Genomic DNA, 17,987 nt, shown 5'->3' on the forward strand with positions numbered 1-17,987 from the left:
CCAGTGGGACGAGCGGACAGGCTGAAACAGCCGCGCTTTTTGGGCTGGTTCAGCGTTCGCCCCACCGGAAAGCGGAGCCGGCAGCCCGGAGCCCCCTGAATGTTCTTTTTTAGAAAAATAGCCTATTTTTGCTAAGAAAAAAGGAAACAATTTAGAAAAAAATCTGGTTTCTCCTGACCAGTATGTTTTTCAACACGATGGAGAAAGCAGGTGATAAGCCTGCTTTCTTTTTTTGTTTCAAAACAAGGAATGATGCGGAGCTTGTTAATTTGACAGCGCTTGCGGCTTTCGGCAAACTAGAGGTAGGAGATTAGGCAAGATTAGGCTGGATACAGAAAAGAGTGACGCATAGCGATGGAACATGAAATGAATCTAAAAAAAGACATGACCGAATTTATAAACCAATTAAACGGAATGGAGGAATACAGGCTTCCACAGCGTGCTTACCATATTATTCGCCTTGCGATTCGAGATTTGATTCTTCCACCCGGCAAAACGATTTTAGAGAGGGAAATGGCGGAAGTCCTGGAGATGAGCAGAACACCTGTTCGAGAAGCGCTCGTACGCCTGGAAACAGAAGGTGTTGTCCGATTAATTCCGCGAAGAGGGTTTATTGTGGAGCCGATTGAGAGGGAGGACCTGCAGGAGATTTATGAGGTGGCCCAGACGATGGACGGACTGGCGGCGGCAAAGGCGGCGGAAAAAATGAGTGAAACAGATATGGCGGAATTGGAGCGGCTTATTGATCAGCAGGAACAAGCACTGGAGACCCATGATTTGAAAAAGTGGGCGCAACTGGATGATCAATTCCATCATTTGATCATTTCTTTCGCTCAAAACAAGCGGCTGAATACCGTAATCGATGTGTATTCAGATCAGCTGTATCGCGCCCGCCTTTTTACTGTGAATGAGCGTCCGCTGCCGTTTCAATCGATTACCGAACATAAAGCGATTGTGGCCTGTATGAAAGCGAGAGATGGGGAAGCGGCCAGGCTCGTTATGAACTCGCATCGAAAGCGGGCAAAAGCAGAAATTTTAAAGGCACTGGATATCAACTGAGGTGAACCGGTCATGCAGCCCAAAAAGAAAAGTCGAACGACTGCGATATCACATCGCGTGATCGTCCGACTTTTTTCTATTTCTACTCCTTTTGTCTCAAGCACTTCTTGAAAAGTACTATATCGATAAATTACATAGGGGTGAGAATTGCCGATTGTCTGGCCATTTCGACCACTCGCATGACGTTTTCGCTGTGATTGAGCATACGTTTTGCTTTTGGAAGGTCAGATTGTGTAATGATCCGCTCAAACTCAACAAATTCGTCGTACATACGATGCATGGGAGTGCTTTGTTCAACCTGAACGGACTCTTCGTTGTTTTTCGCGCAAGTAAAAGATGTTATATCATTTGTAGAGCCTTCTATATGAATAAAGCCTGCATTCCCTTGAATGTTCACATGGTTGGAACCTGTGCTGTCCTTCGCTCCTATACAAACACCTGTAAAGCCAGGATACTCCATCAGCAAGATCCCTGAGGTGTCGACGCCGTTTTCTACATTGGGCCGATAATGGACTTTGTCAGGCAGACCGAATAATCCCACCGTAAAGTGAATATTGTAAAGGTTTATATCCATTAATGCACCCCCGGCCATTGCCGGGTTAAAAACAGGGTGTATGTCGCCTTCTTTAAACTTCTCGTAGCGCGAAGAAAATTGCGAATAGTTACACGCCACAATTTTGATGTCTCCCAGTTGATCAAGATACTCTTTGAGCACAAGATAGGTTTTTGCATACTGATTGGTGATGGCTTCGATCAGCACCAATTCTTTTTGCTGGGAGAGTTCTTTTAATTCAAGAAATTGCGCCAAATTCGATGTGAAGGGCTTTTCACAAATAACATGCTTGCCATGCAGCAGCGCTTTTTTTGCATAAGCAAAATGAAGGTGATTGGGAAGACCAATATACACCGTGTCGACTTGTTCATCACAAAGCAAGTCCTCAAAATCGGTGTAAACGTTTTTGATTTGATGCTTTTTATGGAATGCGTGCAGCTTGTCCTTATGGTCTGGTTTGGAGCAAATCGCTTCAAGTGTGATCGACGGAATCTGATCAATAAACGACAACAAATCGGTGACGATCATGCCGGCTCCAACAATGCCAAGCTTCATATTATTCACACCCCTTGATGCCTTGTTCAAGGATGTCCATCACGGTAATGGTTTCCTCATCTTGAACGGCTTTATCCTGGTCATCCATGATGGCGCGGTACATATCGTCATATACGCGGGCGTAGTCTCCTTTTTCTGAAATAACCTTTTCTTCATGATACGTTCCGCTTTCATCCAGGTACGTTAACGTTCCGTAGTGGCCGGGCAAGTCCACGCCAAAATCATCATGCCCCTTCGGCAAATAAAATAATTTCAAGTGCTCTTCCTGGCGGTCCTCGGTTTCCTTCACAAACACTCCTTTTTTTCCGTATACCTCAAAACGAGGCCGGGATGTCAGCCGGAAAAAGCTCGACTTAATGGAGACCTTAAATGAAGGATAAAAAAGATCCAGGTCAAAATAATCGTTCATGCGTCCTGTTCCAAGCAACTGGCGGACATCATACGTGATATCGTCAGGTTTGCCGAAATAGGAAATAGCTTGATCAATTGTGTGAACACCGTGTCCGTATAAAAAACTATTGTGGGCAGAGAATGAGCTCGTTTTTTCCGGAATAGCCGGCCGGAAGTAATCATAGTGCATTTCCACCTCGAGCAAGTCGCCGAGCTTGCCGGATTCAATCACTTTTTTGACCGTAAGAAAATCGGAATCATACCGCCTGTTTTGGTAGCACTGAATGAGTAAATTCTTTTCTTTCGCATATTGGAAAATAAAGGCCACTTCTTCTTTCGTTAACATAAACGGCTTCTCCACGAGAACGTGCTTGCCGTGATCGAGGGCCGCTTTTGCATAGGAATAATGAGAATCCGTATGCGTGCAGACGACAATCATTTGAATGTCTTCATCGAGCAGCAGCTCTTGAAGATCATCTGTATAAACGATACCAGACTGCCTTTCCCACTCCGTTTTCTGCAGGCTGCGTGCGTAAATGGTTTTCACGTGTATATTCTCCCGGTTTAATGAAAACGGCAGGTGATAGCGGTTCGTGCTTTTGCCGTTTCCGATGTAGCCAATGGTTAACATCGTTCTTCCTCCTCGTCGTTCGTTTATATTAGTATAAGAGAAAGTGCCGTGAAAAAAAGGCTCTTTCCCCATATTGGTACATTTCCTCACTTTTTCAATTATACTAAAGGTTCTTCTAAACAAAATGTTCAAGGGAGCGGTAGAATGAACGTGTTAGGGAAATTAGCGCAAATGGACCGGTTCACACCGAATGAACAAAGCATTGCAACGTACATACTGCTTCACAAAAATCACATTCTTCACTTGCACAAATCCGCGCCGCAAGCTTTCAAAATAAAATGATGAAAATTAATAAATACGTTATTATCGCTACCGATCTGTCGGAGTGGGCGCACCATACGGTCAATGCAGGCGTCAGAGACTGCGCTGTTTTTCTCACCTACCATGGGAAGTCGCCGATCTTTTTAAAGGCAGCGCACTATTTAAAAGGGAAGAACATTCCCTTTTTGACCATTACGTCAGATAACCGAAGTGAATTAAGGGACTTGAGTACGATGTTCATTCAAATTCCAAACGATGAGGAAAAATGGGCGAAAATCGGCACCTTCACCTCGCAAATATCGTTTGACTATGTGCTTAACGTGTTATTCTCATGCGTGTACCAATTGGATTATACCGGCAATGTTGACAAAACAACCAGCTCGATGACCCTCCTGGAGTTAAATGAGTTTTTTTAAAGAGCGGGAAATCCTTACAAGAAAAAGGGGAGGAAGACGACAATGAAAGAAGAAATCCATATCCAGTCACTGAAAGAGGCGCACCCTGAATTGGACATGCTGATCCGAATGGAAGAAATGCTCTGGCTGAATCTGCGCCTTGAAGCATTTCAAAAAGCCATCACAAGCGCCCCGCTTTCAAAGGAGAATGTGGAAGCGGCAGAGGAGCGCCTGCAACGGTTTGCGCCCTACATCGCAAAAGCGTTTCCGGAAACGAAAACCAGCAACGGTCTTATTGAATCGCCCTTAGTAAGCATACCAGCGATGAAGCATTCGCTCGAAAGGTTGAGCGGGCAGCAGATTCCCGGTGAATTGCTGTTGAAGTGTGACAGCCACCTGCCTATTTCGGGATCGATTAAAGCAAGAGGCGGTATTTATGAGGTGCTGAAGCATGCGGAACAGCTGGCGATCCAAAACGGGCTTTTAACGGAGCAGGATGATTATTCGGTTTTGGACGAGGAACGATTCAGGGCTTTTTTCTCTAATTATTCAATAGCTGTGGGATCAACGGGAAACCTTGGGCTCAGTATCGGCATCATGAGTGCGAAGCTTGGCTTTCACGTGACCGTTCATATGTCAGCGGATGCGAAAGTGTGGAAAAAAGAGCTGCTGCGAAGCAAAAAGGTGACGGTTGTCGAGTATGAGTCGGATTACAGCGAAGCGGTGGAGAAGGGCCGCCTTCAAGCGGAGAAAGATCCGGCCTGCTATTTTATTGATGATGAAAACTCGCATGACCTGTTTTTAGGATATGCAGTGGCAGCATCCCGGCTGAAAAAGCAGCTGGACGCACTGAATACCCCTGTTGATGAGCAGCACCCGCTGTTTGTGTATCTTCCGTGTGGTGTGGGCGGGGGTCCTGGCGGTGTAGCGTTCGGTTTAAAGCTTTTGTTTGGGGATCATGTTCATTGCTTTTTTGCCGAGCCTACCCACTCGCCCTGTATGCTGCTCGGCTTAATGACAGGTCTTCATGACCGTATTTCTGTACAGGAGATCGGCATTGATAATCTTACTGCTGCGGACGGCCTTGCTGTCGGCCGTCCGTCGGGATTCGTCGGCAAAACGATCGAGCCGTTTTTGAGTGGTGTGTATACGGTCAGTGACGAGCGGCTGTTTGAGCTGTTAAAGGAATTAGCTGACACAGAAGATCTGTATTTGGAGCCGTCCGCGCTTGCCGGCATGTATGGGCCAGTCCATTTGGTTAAAGCAGGAAGAGGATATTTGCTCAAGCATCAGCTAACAGAAAAAATGAGCAATGGCACACATATTGTTTGGGGAACGGGTGGCAGCATGGTGCCGCACGATGTGATGAACGCGTATTATAAACAAGGAGCAAGCCAAACAAGAGGGTAACGCCCGATGTTTGGCTTTTTTTCTGTTTATGCTTTGGCAGGAATGAAAAAAATAACTTTTTTCTTTTAAAATAAGCATTGATTTTAAAAAAGAGATGAACTATAATCATTTTATCGAAAGCGCTTTCGGTGAAGAGGAGACAAGTATGGTTACTATTTATGACTTAGCCAAGAAAACAGGTTTTTCCAGTACAACCGTATCAAAGGCATTAAACAATTACTCGGATGTCAGCCAGGCAACAAAAGCGAAGATTATTCAGACAGCCGCTGAAATGGGGTATTTGCCGAACTCACACGCACAATCTCTTTCTACGAAGAAATCGTGGACGATCGGTGTGATGTTTTCAGAGGCGAATGAAGTCGGTTTAATGCACCCTTTTTTCAACGGTGTGATTGAGAATTTTCGAAAGCTTGCTGAACAAAACGGATACGATTTAATGTTTGCTTCGCGAAATCTGAGAAACCGCAATATCAGTTATTTAGAGCATTTTGTGCATCGGGCGGTTGATGGCATTGTCATCATTTGCTCCGATCAGTTTGATGCTCAAGTACAGGAACTAATCAGCAGCACGATCCCAGTTGTTGTCGTCGATATGAACAATCAGCATTGCAGCGTCGTGGTTTCAAACAACAGCAAAGGCGGCGAGCTGGCTGTAGAGCACCTCTATTCTCTCGGTCACCGAAAGATTGCTCACATACACGGAGATCAGACGATTGATGTTGGCATCGAGCGAATAAAGGGCTTTGAAACGGCAATGGAAAAGCTGGGTTTGCCTGTTTTGCCGGGGTATTTGGTCAATGGGGGATTTTTCTCAGTAGAAGAAGGAAAAAAAGCGATGGAAAAGCTGCTTGAACTAAATGACATTCCGACGGCGGTTTTTGTAGCAGGAGACCATATGGCAATAGGAGCCATTGAAGCAATTAAAGAAAAAGGCTTGCGTGTACCAGAGGACGTGTCAGTTATTGGCTTCGACGATATTGAAATGGCGCATTACATTACGCCAAAATTGACGACGATCCGACAAAATACGGAAGAGATTGGAAAAAAAGCAGCAGAACTGTTAATTGAACAAATTTCTCAAAAAAAGAAATCTTTTTTAACAGAAGTGATACCTGTAGAACTGATTATCCGTGAGTCGTGTGCACCTGTAAAAAAAGAAAAAAATTAATTTTTTTTACGCTATTCCGAAACCGCTTTCGGATATAATTTTTACTTATTTTCGAAAGCGGTTTCGGAAAAACAACTTGAAGAAAGAGGGAGACATTTTTGAAAAAAATTTTTAGTTTCTTATCGATTGCAGCATTGGGAGTGGGTTTGTTAAGTGGATGTTCGGGCAGTGGAGAGAGCGGCGGCTCTGCGGATGTTGATTTAAGAGTCTGGTCGTTTACAGATGAGTTGAAAGAGCCAATTACAACATTCGAAGAAAAAAACGGTGTCAAAGTGGAATTGACCATTGTGCCCATTGCTGATTACCCGGCGAAGCTTAAACCGGCGCTTGAAAGCGGAGTGGGAGCGCCGGATGTTTTTACAGGGGAAATTGCGTTTTTAAAGCAGTGGGTGGATGCAGGCTACTGGGAGAACTTATCGGAGAGCCCTTATAACGCAGATGAAATCGCTGATAACTATGTTCCTTACGTATTTGACTTAGGGAAGGACCAGGATGGAAATGTACGCGCCCTTTCCTGGCAGACTACACCGGGTGGCCTTTATTATAAGCGCAGCATTGCGAAGGAAGTGCTGGGGACAGATGATCCGGATCAAATCGGTGAAATGCTTGGCTCTATGGACCAGGTGTTTGACGTAGCTGAAAAAATGAAGCAAAAAGGGTACCGCATGTTCCCTGATGAAGGCTCGATTCGCTGGTTTGCTCAAGGAGCCAATCCGCAGCCGTGGGTCAATGAAAACAATGAACTTATGTTAACAGAAGAGAAGATGTCCTTTTTCGACCATGCAAAGACATTGCGTGAAAACAGCTATACCGCTTTAGCACCGGAATGGTCTCCATCATGGCTTGAAGCGATGGACAAGCCGATCACGGTTAAAGAAGGCGGCAAGGAAACGGAAACACAAGTATTCTCGTATGTTCTGCCTACGTGGGGACTGCACAGTGTATTAAAAGAAAATGTGAAGGAAACGGCCGGAGACTGGGCTGTAACGAGCGGCCCGAGCCCGTACTTCTGGGGCGGAACGTGGCTTGGCGTTTACAACAAGTCTGATAATAAAGAACTAGCTTATGATTTTGTGAAAATGATGACACAGGACGACGAGTTTTTAACGGACTGGGCGAAAGAAACAGGGGACGTGCTTGCTTACAATCCGGTAACAGACGCCATTAAAGAGGACTTCAGTGACGAGTTTCTTGGCGGACAGAACAATTACGAGTTCTTCCTTGAGCAGGCGGAACAAATTAAGCCAGGAATCGTGACAAAGTATGACCAGCAGCTGGATACGCTTTATGGAACGGCTGTTCAGCAATATGTGGATGGTAAAATGTCTAAAAAAGAAGCGATTGAAGATTTTTATAAAAAGGTGCAAAATGCGTATCCAGATTTAACCGTAAAATAAGGAAAACAAAGAAGCTGTTTCAAGCAAGCAGCTTCTTTATTCCCAACATATGTGTGAGAGGAGAACAACAATGAAAAAGCTCGATCGGTACGGCTACGTTTTTATCGCTCCTTTTTGGATCATTTTTTTGATCTTCAGCATCTATCCCGTAGCCCTGACCTTTTATTATAGCTTTACGAATTACACGGGCAGCGGCGTCGCTGAAGTGGTCGGTCTGGCGAACTACACACGGCTTCTAACAGATTCGTACTTTTTAGAGGCATTTGTGAACACGTGGAAAATATGGGGAGTCAACTTTGTGCTGCAAATCGGGCTGGCGCTCCTGCTGGCCATGATTTTCTCCGATATGCGCGTCAAACTGAAGGGCCTTTCGTTTTTCCGCTCCGCTTTTTTTCTGCCTAACTTAATTACCATTAGCTCGGTAGCGCTCCTGTTCGGCATTTTGCTGGACTGGCAGCATGGGTCATTAAACATGATGCTGCTGAAGCTTGGGTTGATTTCTGAGCCGATCAACTGGCTGAATGAGCCGACGACAGCCCAGCTGTCTGTTTCGCTGATCCTGACCTGGATGTGGTTTGGCCATTCGTTTATCGTTGTCATGGCTGGCGTTTCAGGCATATCCAAGGATTATTATGAGGCCGCTTTAATTGATGGAGCCAATCGCTGGCAAACCTTTATCAGCATCACCTTGCCGCTGTTGAAGCCGATATTGCTTTACATTATGATCACCTCTTTAATCGGCGGGCTCCAGCTGTTCGATCTGCCGATGCTGCTGACAGACGGTGTGGGGTCACCGGATGGTTCATTAAATACGATGGTGCTTTATTTGTACAATCAAGCATTTAAATACAACAATTACGGCTATGCTGCTGCGGTCGCATATGGATTGTTTGTGATCACACTTCTATTCTCTGCGATTGTTTTTAAAGGCATGTTTAAAAATGAACGCCGTAAACCGGGGCAGGTGTAAACGATGATCGGAAAACAAGAACAAAATATGAAACTTCATTCTACAAACCGAACGGAAAATGGTAACGCGTTTGCCATGCAAGAAAACGCAAGGAAAAAAAAGCGGCGCCTCGTAAAAGGAATGATATATACACTGCTTATTGCCATGGCGGTCGTTTGTTTTATTCCATTTTTTATGATGATCATTAACGCAACCCGGTCAAATGAAGCGATTTTAGCAGGGTTTTCTTTGATGCCGGGCGCGGCACTGGCTGAAAACTATGCGGTCCTGAAAGACTATGTAAACATTTGGTCCGGCTTTAAAAACAGCTTGATCGTATCAGTACTGGTCACCGTGCTGTCCGGTTATTTTTCAGCGATGACGGCTTACGGCTTTGCTTATTATGAGTTTAAAGGAAAGAACGTGCTGTTTATTTTTATGCTGGTGATGATGATGGTGCCGGGACAGCTCGGGCTGATCGGATTTTATGAGCTGAGCAAAACGCTCGGGATTTTGGATTCCTTTATCCCGCTGATCATACCTTCCATAGCCAGTCCATTTGTTGTCTTTTTCCTTCGCCAGTACATTCAAACAACCTTGCATCCAAGCTTGATTGAAGCGGCACGAATTGATGGCGCCGGTGAATTTAAAATCTTTCACATTGTGGCAGTGCCGATCATGCTTCCGGCTATTGCGACTATGTCTATCTTCACGTTTATCGGCTCATGGAACAACTACTTAATGCCGCTCGTGCTTCTTTTCTCACCTGAAAAGTATACGCTGCCTGTTTTAATGGGCTTTTTGAAAGGATCACAAGTTGCTGAAAACCTCGGTTCTTTGTATTTAGGCATCGCCATCTCGGTTGTACCGATTATGATTGCGTTTCTTTTCTTGTCTAAATACATCGTCAACAGCATTTCAGCCGGTTCAGTAAAAGAATAAAAACGAAAGAAGGAAAAAACGATGCATTTCAACGAACATTTTATTTTTGGAACGGCTACATCCTCCTATCAAATTGAAGGGGCTTACCGTGAAGGCGGACGAACACCTTCGATCTGGGATGTGTTTTGTGAAACAGACGGAAAGGTGTTTGAGCGCCACAACGGGAATGTCGCCTGCGATCATTATCATCGATTTGAAGAAGACATTCAGCATATTAAAAAGCTGGGTGTGGATTCCTACCGGTTTTCCATCGCATGGCCGAGAATTTTCCCGGAGAAAGGCGTTTATAACGCGGAAGGCATGGCTTTTTACAAAAAACTTAGCGAGCGGCTGCGCGGGGAAGGCATCAAGCCTGCTGTCACGCTGTATCATTGGGATTTGCCGATGTGGGCGCATGAAGAAGGCGGATGGGTGAATCGTTCTTCTGTTGAATGGTTTACTGATTTTGCGCGGGTTTGCTTTACGGAGCTTGACGGCCTGGTGGATTCGTGGATCACCCACAATGAGCCATGGTGCGCCGGGTTTCTAGGCTATCATTTAGGCCAGCACGCGCCGGGGCATACGAATTTAGAAGAAGCGGTGAAAGCCATTCACCATATTCTGCTTTCACACGGCAAGGCCGTTCAGCTGTTGAAGGAAGAGCTGCATTCGGCAACGCCGATTGGCATTACACTGAACTTGACGCCCATTTATCCGAAAACAGATGGAACGAATGACCGGCTCGCGGCGAACAATTCAGACGGGTATTCGAATCGCTGGTTTTTAGATCCTGTTTTTAAAGGGACATATCCGGTCGATATGATGAACTTATTTTCAAAATACGTTCATTCCTTTGACTTTATTCATCCGGGAGATATGGAGATCATTTCGGTGCCGTGCGACTTTTTCGGCATTAACTTTTACAGCCGCGGTCTCGTTGAGTTCAGTGCAGCCAATGATTTCATGTCCAAAGGCGCCTATTCTGATTATGACAAAACGGGAATGGGCTGGGACATTGCACCGGACGAATTCAAGGATCTGATCCGCCGCCTCCGCCATGAATACACAGCCTTGCCGATTTTCATTACCGAAAACGGTGCCGCTTTTGACGATCAAGTTGAAGAGGGAAGCATTCATGACCAACGCCGTATTGCGTATGTGGAAAAGCACCTTAAAGCCGTTGCTGAATTAAACGAAGAAGGCATGAACATTGAAGGATACTTTTTATGGTCGCTGCTTGATAACTTCGAGTGGAGCTTTGGCTACGATAAACGATTCGGTATTATTTACGTGGACTTCGACACACAGGAGCGCATTTGGAAAGACAGTGCTCACTGGTACTCAAACGTCATCCGTAATCGTTCTCTTGAAACGGTATCCATTAATACACAGCAAATATAAACAGCGTCAAAGCCCTTCATTTTAGCGGGAAAAATGAAGGGCTTTTTCGTTCTGATGGTTTAAACAAGGAGGTCAGAGTGTTTCACGAAGTTGCGAGTGATGGTACAATATGGATTATAACTGAGCATATCATACAGTTAACACGAAAATAGATATCAATTGAAGAGGTGAACGTGATGAAAAGCAATGAAGCCGCAAAACAGCTGGGCATTCCGTACCCGATTGTACAGGCTCCTATGGCAGGAGGGGTGACGACGCCGGAACTGGTAGCAGCGGTGTCGAATGCGGGCGGACTCGGCATGCTTGGTGCAGGGTATTTAACACCGGATCAAACGAGAACGCAGATTCAAAACGTGAAGCAGCTGACTTCAAAGCCTTTTGGCATTAATTTGTTTGTGCCCAATGAATTTCACGCTGCAGCAGATGAAGTGCAAGCTGCTCATCAGCACTTGCACACAATTCAAGCGCAGTTGTCTGTAACACCTGAAACGAGTCTGACTGTTCCCGAATTCAGCCAGCTATTGGAAAGCTTTAAGGAGCAGGTGAAGGTCGTCATTGAAGAACAAGTGCCAGTCTGCTCGTTTACATTCGGCCTTCCTTCAAAAGAAACGATTGATGAATTAAAACAGCACCCTATCACGTTAATAGGGACTGCCACAACAGTGAAAGAAGCTGTTGAGAATGAAAAAGCGGGAATGGACCTTGTTGTCGTACAAGGGAGTGAAGCAGGCGGCCATCGAGGCAATTTTCTTGCTGGACACCAGGAAAGCTTCGTCGGCTTACTGTCTTTAATCCCGCAGGTGGCGGATCATGTACAGATCCCAGTGGTGGCAGCGGGCGGCATTATGGATAGCAGAGGCATTAAAGCGTCTTTTTGCTTGGGTGCGCAAGGCGTTCAAATGGGGACCGCTTTTCTCACTTGTGCGGAAAGCGGCGCGCATCACGTTCATAAAGAAGCGGTGTTGCAGGCGGCTGAAGACGACATCATTATGACCCGTGCTTTTTCCGGCAAGTGGGCGAGAGGCATTCAAAACAAATTCACCGAAGAGATGAAGGAGCAAGAGCTTAGGGTGCCTGACTTTCCTGTTCAAAACACACTCACGCAATCGATCCGGAAAGCGAGCAGTGACCAAAATAATCCGGATTTTATGTCGCTCTGGTCCGGACAAAGTCCACGGCTCGCCAAAAAGCAAACGGTGGCGCAGTTAATGGATGACCTTGTTGCTGCCCTTGAATAAAAACAGCAGATTTCGCGTGAAGGTCAAAAAAAGAAAGCCGAACGAATGCGTTGTTCGCATAATCGTTCGGCTTATCTTCTGTTTAATCACGATTTGTTCCCGTCTTTTCGTTAAATCGTGCTCGTATCAATCACAAAGCGATACTTAACGTCAGACGCGAGAACACGTTCGTATGCATCATCGATATCATCAGCGGAAATCACTTCGATGCTGGGCGCAATGCCATGTTCTGCACAGAAGTCGAGCATTTCCTGTGTTTCACGAATGCCGCCGATCATGGAGCCGGCGAACGTGCGGCGGTGTCCGATTAGTGACATAACATGGACAGGCATCGGCTCTGGCGGTGCACCGACGTTTACGAGTGCGCCGTCGAGTGTCAGCAGTGACAAGTAACCGTTAATGTCGATTTGAGCGCTGACGGTATTGATGATCAAGTCAAATGTCCCTGCCAGTTTTTCGAACGTTTTCGGATCCTGTGTCGCGTAATAATGAGCAGCGCCAAAGGCAAGTCCGTCTTCTTTCTTATTAAGCGTTTGCGACAAAACCGTGACCTCTGCGCCCATTGCATGCGCAATTTTCACTCCCATATGACCGAGACCGCCGAGTCCGACAACCGCGACCTTCTTGCCCGGTCCGGCGTTCCAGTGATTCAGAGGTGAATAGGTGGTAATGCCTGCGCATAAAAGCGGTGCTGCGGCATCAAGTTCAATGCTATCCGGAATGCGGACAACAAAGCCTTCTGTAACAACGATATGCGTTGAATAGCCGCCCTGTGTCGGCTCTCCGTATTTATCAACGCCTGCATAAGTTGGCACATTTCCTTTTAAGCAGTACTGCTCCTCGCCTTTTTGGCAGTTTTCACACTCTCCGCATGAATCAACCATGCAGCCGACACCGACCCGGTCGCCGACTTTATATTTTGTTACGCCTGAACCGATATCGGTGACAATCCCTGCGATCTCATGACCCGGAACGAGTGGATACTGAATTTCGCCCCATTCGCCTCGTGCTGTATGAATATCTGAGTGGCAAATGCCCGCAAATTTGATTTCAATGAGTACATCGGTTGAATCAAGGTCGCGCCGCTGGATTTCTGCTTCTCGAAACGACTTGTCAGGCCCGTCAACTGCTCGTGCTTTTACCATTACCATAAAAAAATTCCTCCTCGTTAGAACGATGGTATGTAGGATGAAAATCTCCTGCATGTTCTATCGTAAAGGCTAGAGTTCACTCTAGGTCAAGCAGAAAGCATTATCACTTTGATTGTTTTGACAGCCTGACAGGCACGTGTTAAAATCCCGTTCATATGAAGAATGCATTTGAAAGCGGGGAGAAAGATGGAAACCTACTCGATCAGTGAAGCAGCTAAACAAATAAATGTAACGGTTTACACGCTTCGCTACTATGACAAAGAAGGGCTGCTTCCTTTTGTGGAGCGTACGGCGAATGGGACGAGACGGTTTAAAGAATCGGATATCCAAGCGCTGAAAATCATTGAATGCTTGAAAGCAACAGGTATGCCAATCAAAGAAATTAAACAGTTTATTGACTGGTGCGGTGAGGGAGACGAGTCTCTTCAGCAGCGGTATGATTTGTTTTTAGAGCGCAAAGCGACAGTGAAAGCGCAAATGGAAGAATTAAAAAAAACGATGGACGTCATTGAGCATAAATGCCTGTATTACGAAAAAGCATTAAAAGCAGGGACGGAAAAGGTACACCAGGCAGCAGCCATCGTTATCAATTAAAGGAACAGCCTCGGACCAAAGAGATCCGAGGCTGTTTCATATGGAAATTGTTTTTACTCTTTCGCCGCCTCTGCTTCAATACGGCTCATAAACTCTTCGGCTGCACTGTAGCCCTGCTCCTTTAAATACCAGTTGTTGGCGGCCGCTTCAATTAAGCCAGCTACATCCCGCCCAGGCTGAAGCTGAATTTGAATAGAGGGAATGTTCACTCCGAGGTAGTCTACTTCGCTTAATTCCTGCTCCAGGTCATTGTAAAGAGCATCCTTTTCCCACTTGGTCAAATGAATATCAAGAGCAATCCGTGTTTCATCCTGGAATGCTTTGCGGCCGTAAAGACGGACGACATTTAATAATCCAATGCTTCGGAGCGCAAGAAACTCTTTCGTCTTGCCATCGTGTGTGCCGAGAATCGTCTGATGGCTCAGCCTTTTCAGCACAACAAGATCATCGGCGACGAGCCGGTGCCCGCGGCGGATGAGTGTATGCGCTGTTTCGCTTTTCCCTACACCAGAATTGCCCCGAATTAAAATGCCGATGCCGGAAACATTCATACAAACACCGTGTATAGACGTTTCGTTAGCCAGCGCCTTGATCAAAAAAGCATCCAGCTTCGGGATAAACTCGGATGTCACTTCTGGCTTTTGAGTAGCGAGCAGCGGAATGCCCTGCTCTGTGCAATGATGAATTAAATAGGTTAAGTCTTCTTCACCTGCAGTGACGATAAAGCAGGGCGGATGATAGTGGACGATATTGCCGATGCGAAGCTTCCGTTCTTCATGGCTTAACTTATGTAAATAGGTAATTTCTTTACGTCCCAAAATTTGCACACGTTCAGTCGGGAAAAAATCAAAATGGCCGACAAATTCAAGGCCGGGGCGATGCACGCGCGGCTGAACAATCACTTTCTGCAGCTTGTTTTCACCAGCAAGCACCGTCAGCTTAAAGCGCTGAACGAGACTTTCAACGGTTATGTTTTTCACTCGGTCTTCACGTCCTATATTGTTTGTATCGTTAAAGTATACGTCAGAATGAAGCAGAAGTCATGTAATTGCCGGCTCCAATCAAACCGAATCCGTTATAGCTTGAAACTATAACGATCCATTCATTCTATGTGTTATCGAATATCTCTTTTCTCGTGGTATAGTCGTTTTACAGAAAAGAAAACGGAGGAATGATCATGACCATTACAGCTATTAAAGCGCCATTTCGAGCGGATCACGTAGGAAGCCTGCTTCGCCCAGAGGCTATTCATAAAGCGAGAAAGCAGTTTGCAGAAGGGAACATTACAGCAGAGCAGCTGCACGCGGTAGAAACCGACGAAATCAAGCGTATAGTTGACAAGCAAATCGAAGCAGGGCTTCAAGCGGTAACGGACGGAGAATTTCGCCGCCGCTTCTGGCACACGGATTTCATGGAGCATTTAAATGGAGTGGAAGGATACATACCGGATCACGGCTATCAGTTCAACGGGGTTGAAACGGAAGCGTATAATGTGCGTGTCACCGGGAAGGTATCGTTTAATCCAGATCACCCGCACGTAAAGGATTTTGTGGAATTTTATGACATTGTCGGGGACCGGGCTGTGGCCAAGGTCACCATTCCGAGTCCAAATCAGTTTTTCAATGCAGGCATTCGCAATGAAGATATTTATCCGGATGTGGAGCGGTTTGCGGACGATATTATTCAGGCGTACCGGGATGCGATTCAAGCTTTTTACGAAGCAGGCTGCCGCTACTTGCAGCTGGACGATGTGTATATTGCCGGGCTTTGTGCGACGGATTTGCCGTTTGCTAAAAGTGAGCTGGAAAGGCAGGAGTTGATTGATCTTGCACTGCGCGTGGTCAATGGTGCACTTGAAGGCAAGCCGGATGACTTAACGGTGACGACTCATCTTTGCCGCGGGAATTATCAGTCAGCCTGGGCGTTTGAAGGACCGTATGACCGCATTGCTGCCAGCTTTTTTGCAAAAGAAAAGGTAGATGGCTTTTTCCTGGAGTATGATGATGACCGCTCCGGCGATTTCAAGCCGCTTGAGCATATCCCGGCAGGCGGTCCCCAGGTGGTACTTGGTGTGTTTACGTCTAAAACAGGTGAATTGGAAGATAAAGAAGCGATAAAAGCACGTGTGCAGGAAGCAGCTCAGTTCGTGCCGCTTGAGCAAATCTGCATCAGCCCGCAATGCGGCTTTGCCTCTACGCATCATGGAAATAAACTGACAGAAGAGCAGCAGTGGGCGAAGCTGAAGTACATTGTCGACGTGTCAAAAGAAATTTGGGGATCTTGAGCGTAAGAGCTTGGGACAATAGGTTCTGGATAGAAGAAAAAGCCGAACGATTCGGCTTTTTTGAATTCTTCACGATGGTAAATCGTTTATTCTGAGCGTCCAAACAGCACTTCAGGCTTCATCGTAAATCCTTCAATGACCGCATCTTCTTCTACTTCAATCATCAAATACCGCTTGCCATTAAAAATGACCTGCTTTACGTAGCTCAAATCCTGAGGGCTGACGGAGATGTTCGCCGCTTTTGTACTGATTTTAATCGATTTAGACGTATACTTCGGCAAAATACTCGTTGCCTTCAATTCATACGAGTCGTCATCAATCAGCTTCTGATATGCCGCTTCAACGGTTTCCGGCTGAATGTCTTCAAAGCCGCTCATCTTCAGCACGCGGCCGACATCTTTTGAATCGAGCTTCGGCGGATCTTCTTCTTCGTTTTCCTCAATGATCCGGTTGATTTCGCTGTACACATTCGCCAGGGAGGACGGGTTGATCTGATCACCAGATACGTCACGGATGATTTCTTCAAAGATGGTTTTATCATCCTGTGCCGTCATCGCTTCTTCGCCGTTTAAGACGTTCTCGATAAAGGCGTGATCGGGCTCATTCGCCTTGCCGGAGGAGTAAAGAATGTGGTTCACATCTGCCGCATTGTCGGTAAAGCAAGGAAATAAAAACCCGGACATCGGCGCGTTCAGGTTAATGACCGGATCTACCGCAAAGTGATATTTAAATTCTTTTTCAACAAAATCAAACAGCAGCTCTTTTTTCGGCTCCTGTGTATGGTTCAGACTGCACAAAATAAACGGATGGGCATATACCGTATCGCGTTCACTTTCGCTTTCGTCTGTTTGAGCCACTCCACGCTTCAGCGGCTTCATATACTCGCCGCGTATAAACGTAATGACTGTATCTTTCTCAAATTCGCGCAGGTCCAGTATCTTCTGAACGATCTGAAGCATATGTTCCTTCCAGGCGTCCATGTCTGCACTGAGCAGTCCCTGGTGAAGTATAAGCTGGCTGCTGTTTTCCGCGCCGTGCTGGAACTTCAATTCAAACAGCTTTTCATCGGGCTGGCCGGCAAGCAGCTTTTTAAAATTGTTCATAAACAATTCCTGCTGATCCTCATCAATCAGTTCGAATGGCTGGCTTTGCTGGTGATAAATGTCGCTTGATTCCTTCATGACATACACGTTGAAAATATTCGACACCTTCAGTAAATCGTTTCCTGGCTTGAATTGCTTCCGTATATGGGCTATGTCTTTTTTGTTCATCCTTGTCCGCCTCAATTCTATTCCTTTAGTCGTTGCTTCCTTTAAAATCATATAGAAATCAGGGCATGATGAAAAGACATTTCGCTTGTTTAAAGAAAAGCGGCAATAATCCAGACTAGGCCGGCGCCAATCAGCAAAAAGGAAACAATATAAATAAGGGACAAATTAACGGTGTTTCGTTTAGTGGAGGCAGCATATGATTGATCCTCCTTCAGCATTACAAACAGTGTTCCGGCAACCGAAGCAGCCAAAATGAATAAAACAAGACCAATCGCAGTGTTCATTGTAAACCTTCTTTCTCCTAGCTTTTAATATTCATAGTAAACAATGATGGAACAGGCGTAACCATCCAATTGACG

17 protein-coding genes are annotated in these 17,987 nt (G+C 45.8%); 11 read left to right on the forward strand and 6 right to left on the reverse strand.

Translation table 11 applies throughout. The features are described from left to right. Positions 1–366: 366 nt before the first annotated feature. Positions 367–1,059 carry a GntR family transcriptional regulator gene (locus BW952_RS00005; protein ID WP_052698409.1) on the forward strand — a complete coding sequence of 231 codons (693 nt, stop codon included), beginning with the start codon at positions 367–369 and terminating at the stop codon, positions 1,057–1,059. Between the two features lie 130 nt (positions 1,060–1,189). On the opposite strand, the gene BW952_RS00010 is transcribed toward BW952_RS00005, so the two are convergent. Both BW952_RS00010 and BW952_RS00015 read right to left on the reverse strand, forming a co-directional pair. After that, positions 1,190–2,167 (reverse strand): Gfo/Idh/MocA family protein, encoded by a 978-nt coding sequence (locus tag BW952_RS00010; protein WP_045850466.1) that lies wholly within the window; start codon positions 2,165–2,167, stop codon positions 1,190–1,192. 1 nt (position 2,168) lies between these two features. Further along, the gene (locus BW952_RS00015; RefSeq protein ID WP_045850467.1) at positions 2,169–3,188 is read right to left on the reverse strand and encodes a Gfo/Idh/MocA family oxidoreductase; all 1,020 of its coding nucleotides are present in this window, start codon (positions 3,186–3,188) and stop codon (positions 2,169–2,171) included. Between the two features lie 251 nt (positions 3,189–3,439). On the opposite strand from BW952_RS00015, the gene BW952_RS00020 reads away from it, so the two are divergent. From BW952_RS00020 to BW952_RS00055, 8 genes are all read left to right on the forward strand, one after another. Then, positions 3,440–3,865 (forward strand): MurR/RpiR family transcriptional regulator, encoded by a 426-nt coding sequence (locus BW952_RS00020; protein WP_414735795.1) that lies wholly within the window; start codon positions 3,440–3,442, stop codon positions 3,863–3,865. Between the two features lie 42 nt (positions 3,866–3,907). After that, positions 3,908–5,254, forward strand: coding sequence for a D-serine ammonia-lyase (locus BW952_RS00025; protein WP_045850468.1), 1,347 nt, complete (start codon positions 3,908–3,910; stop codon positions 5,252–5,254). Positions 5,255–5,399: 145 nt separating this feature from the next. After that, positions 5,400–6,422, forward strand: a complete 1,023-nt coding sequence (locus tag BW952_RS00030; protein WP_045850469.1) for a LacI family DNA-binding transcriptional regulator — start codon at positions 5,400–5,402, stop codon at positions 6,420–6,422. A gap of 98 nt (positions 6,423–6,520) precedes the next feature. Continuing rightward, on the forward strand, positions 6,521–7,819 hold the full coding sequence (locus BW952_RS00035) for an ABC transporter substrate-binding protein (RefSeq protein WP_045850470.1): 1,299 nt from the start codon (positions 6,521–6,523) through the stop codon (positions 7,817–7,819). Between the two features lie 70 nt (positions 7,820–7,889). Then, positions 7,890–8,789: a carbohydrate ABC transporter permease gene (locus BW952_RS00040; protein WP_045850471.1), complete on the forward strand. Its 900-nt coding sequence runs from the start codon at positions 7,890–7,892 to the stop codon at positions 8,787–8,789. 75 nt (positions 8,790–8,864) lie between these two features. Beyond that, positions 8,865–9,710: a carbohydrate ABC transporter permease gene (locus BW952_RS00045; protein ID WP_045850496.1), complete on the forward strand. Its 846-nt coding sequence runs from the start codon at positions 8,865–8,867 to the stop codon at positions 9,708–9,710. Between the two features lie 21 nt (positions 9,711–9,731). Next, positions 9,732–11,090: a GH1 family beta-glucosidase gene (locus BW952_RS00050; RefSeq protein WP_045850472.1), complete on the forward strand. Its 1,359-nt coding sequence runs from the start codon at positions 9,732–9,734 to the stop codon at positions 11,088–11,090. Between the two features lie 176 nt (positions 11,091–11,266). After that, positions 11,267–12,328 (forward strand): NAD(P)H-dependent flavin oxidoreductase, encoded by a 1,062-nt coding sequence (locus BW952_RS00055; protein WP_045850473.1) that lies wholly within the window; start codon positions 11,267–11,269, stop codon positions 12,326–12,328. Positions 12,329–12,438: 110 nt separating this feature from the next. On the opposite strand, the gene BW952_RS00060 is transcribed toward BW952_RS00055, so the two are convergent. Next, positions 12,439–13,479, reverse strand: coding sequence for an NAD(P)-dependent alcohol dehydrogenase (locus tag BW952_RS00060; protein ID WP_045850474.1), 1,041 nt, complete (start codon positions 13,477–13,479; stop codon positions 12,439–12,441). 186 nt (positions 13,480–13,665) lie between these two features. Between BW952_RS00060 and BW952_RS00065 the strand changes: the two genes are divergently transcribed. Next, positions 13,666–14,073 (forward strand): MerR family transcriptional regulator, encoded by a 408-nt coding sequence (locus BW952_RS00065; protein WP_045850475.1) that lies wholly within the window; start codon positions 13,666–13,668, stop codon positions 14,071–14,073. Between the two features lie 53 nt (positions 14,074–14,126). On the opposite strand, the gene hprK is transcribed toward BW952_RS00065, so the two are convergent. Next, positions 14,127–15,053: an HPr(Ser) kinase/phosphatase gene (gene hprK / locus BW952_RS00070; RefSeq protein WP_045850476.1), complete on the reverse strand. Its 927-nt coding sequence runs from the start codon at positions 15,051–15,053 to the stop codon at positions 14,127–14,129. Between the two features lie 197 nt (positions 15,054–15,250). Here hprK and BW952_RS00075 point away from each other — a divergent pair, with 197 nt between their 5' ends. Next, positions 15,251–16,357: a 5-methyltetrahydropteroyltriglutamate--homocysteine S-methyltransferase gene (locus BW952_RS00075; protein ID WP_045850477.1), complete on the forward strand. Its 1,107-nt coding sequence runs from the start codon at positions 15,251–15,253 to the stop codon at positions 16,355–16,357. Positions 16,358–16,443: 86 nt separating this feature from the next. On the opposite strand, the gene BW952_RS00080 is transcribed toward BW952_RS00075, so the two are convergent. Both BW952_RS00080 and BW952_RS00085 read right to left on the reverse strand, forming a co-directional pair. After that, complete coding sequence (locus BW952_RS00080; RefSeq protein ID WP_045850478.1) at positions 16,444–17,628, reverse strand: DUF4317 domain-containing protein; 1,185 nt, start codon at positions 17,626–17,628, stop codon at positions 16,444–16,446. Positions 17,629–17,717: 89 nt separating this feature from the next. After that, positions 17,718–17,912 (reverse strand): hypothetical protein, encoded by a 195-nt coding sequence (locus BW952_RS00085; RefSeq protein ID WP_045850479.1) that lies wholly within the window; start codon positions 17,910–17,912, stop codon positions 17,718–17,720. Positions 17,913–17,987: the final 75 nt, after the last annotated feature.

It is taken from the genome of Domibacillus enclensis, assembly GCF_900156125.1.
GTDB classification, from domain to species: domain Bacteria; phylum Bacillota; class Bacilli; order Bacillales; family Domibacillaceae; genus Domibacillus; species Domibacillus enclensis.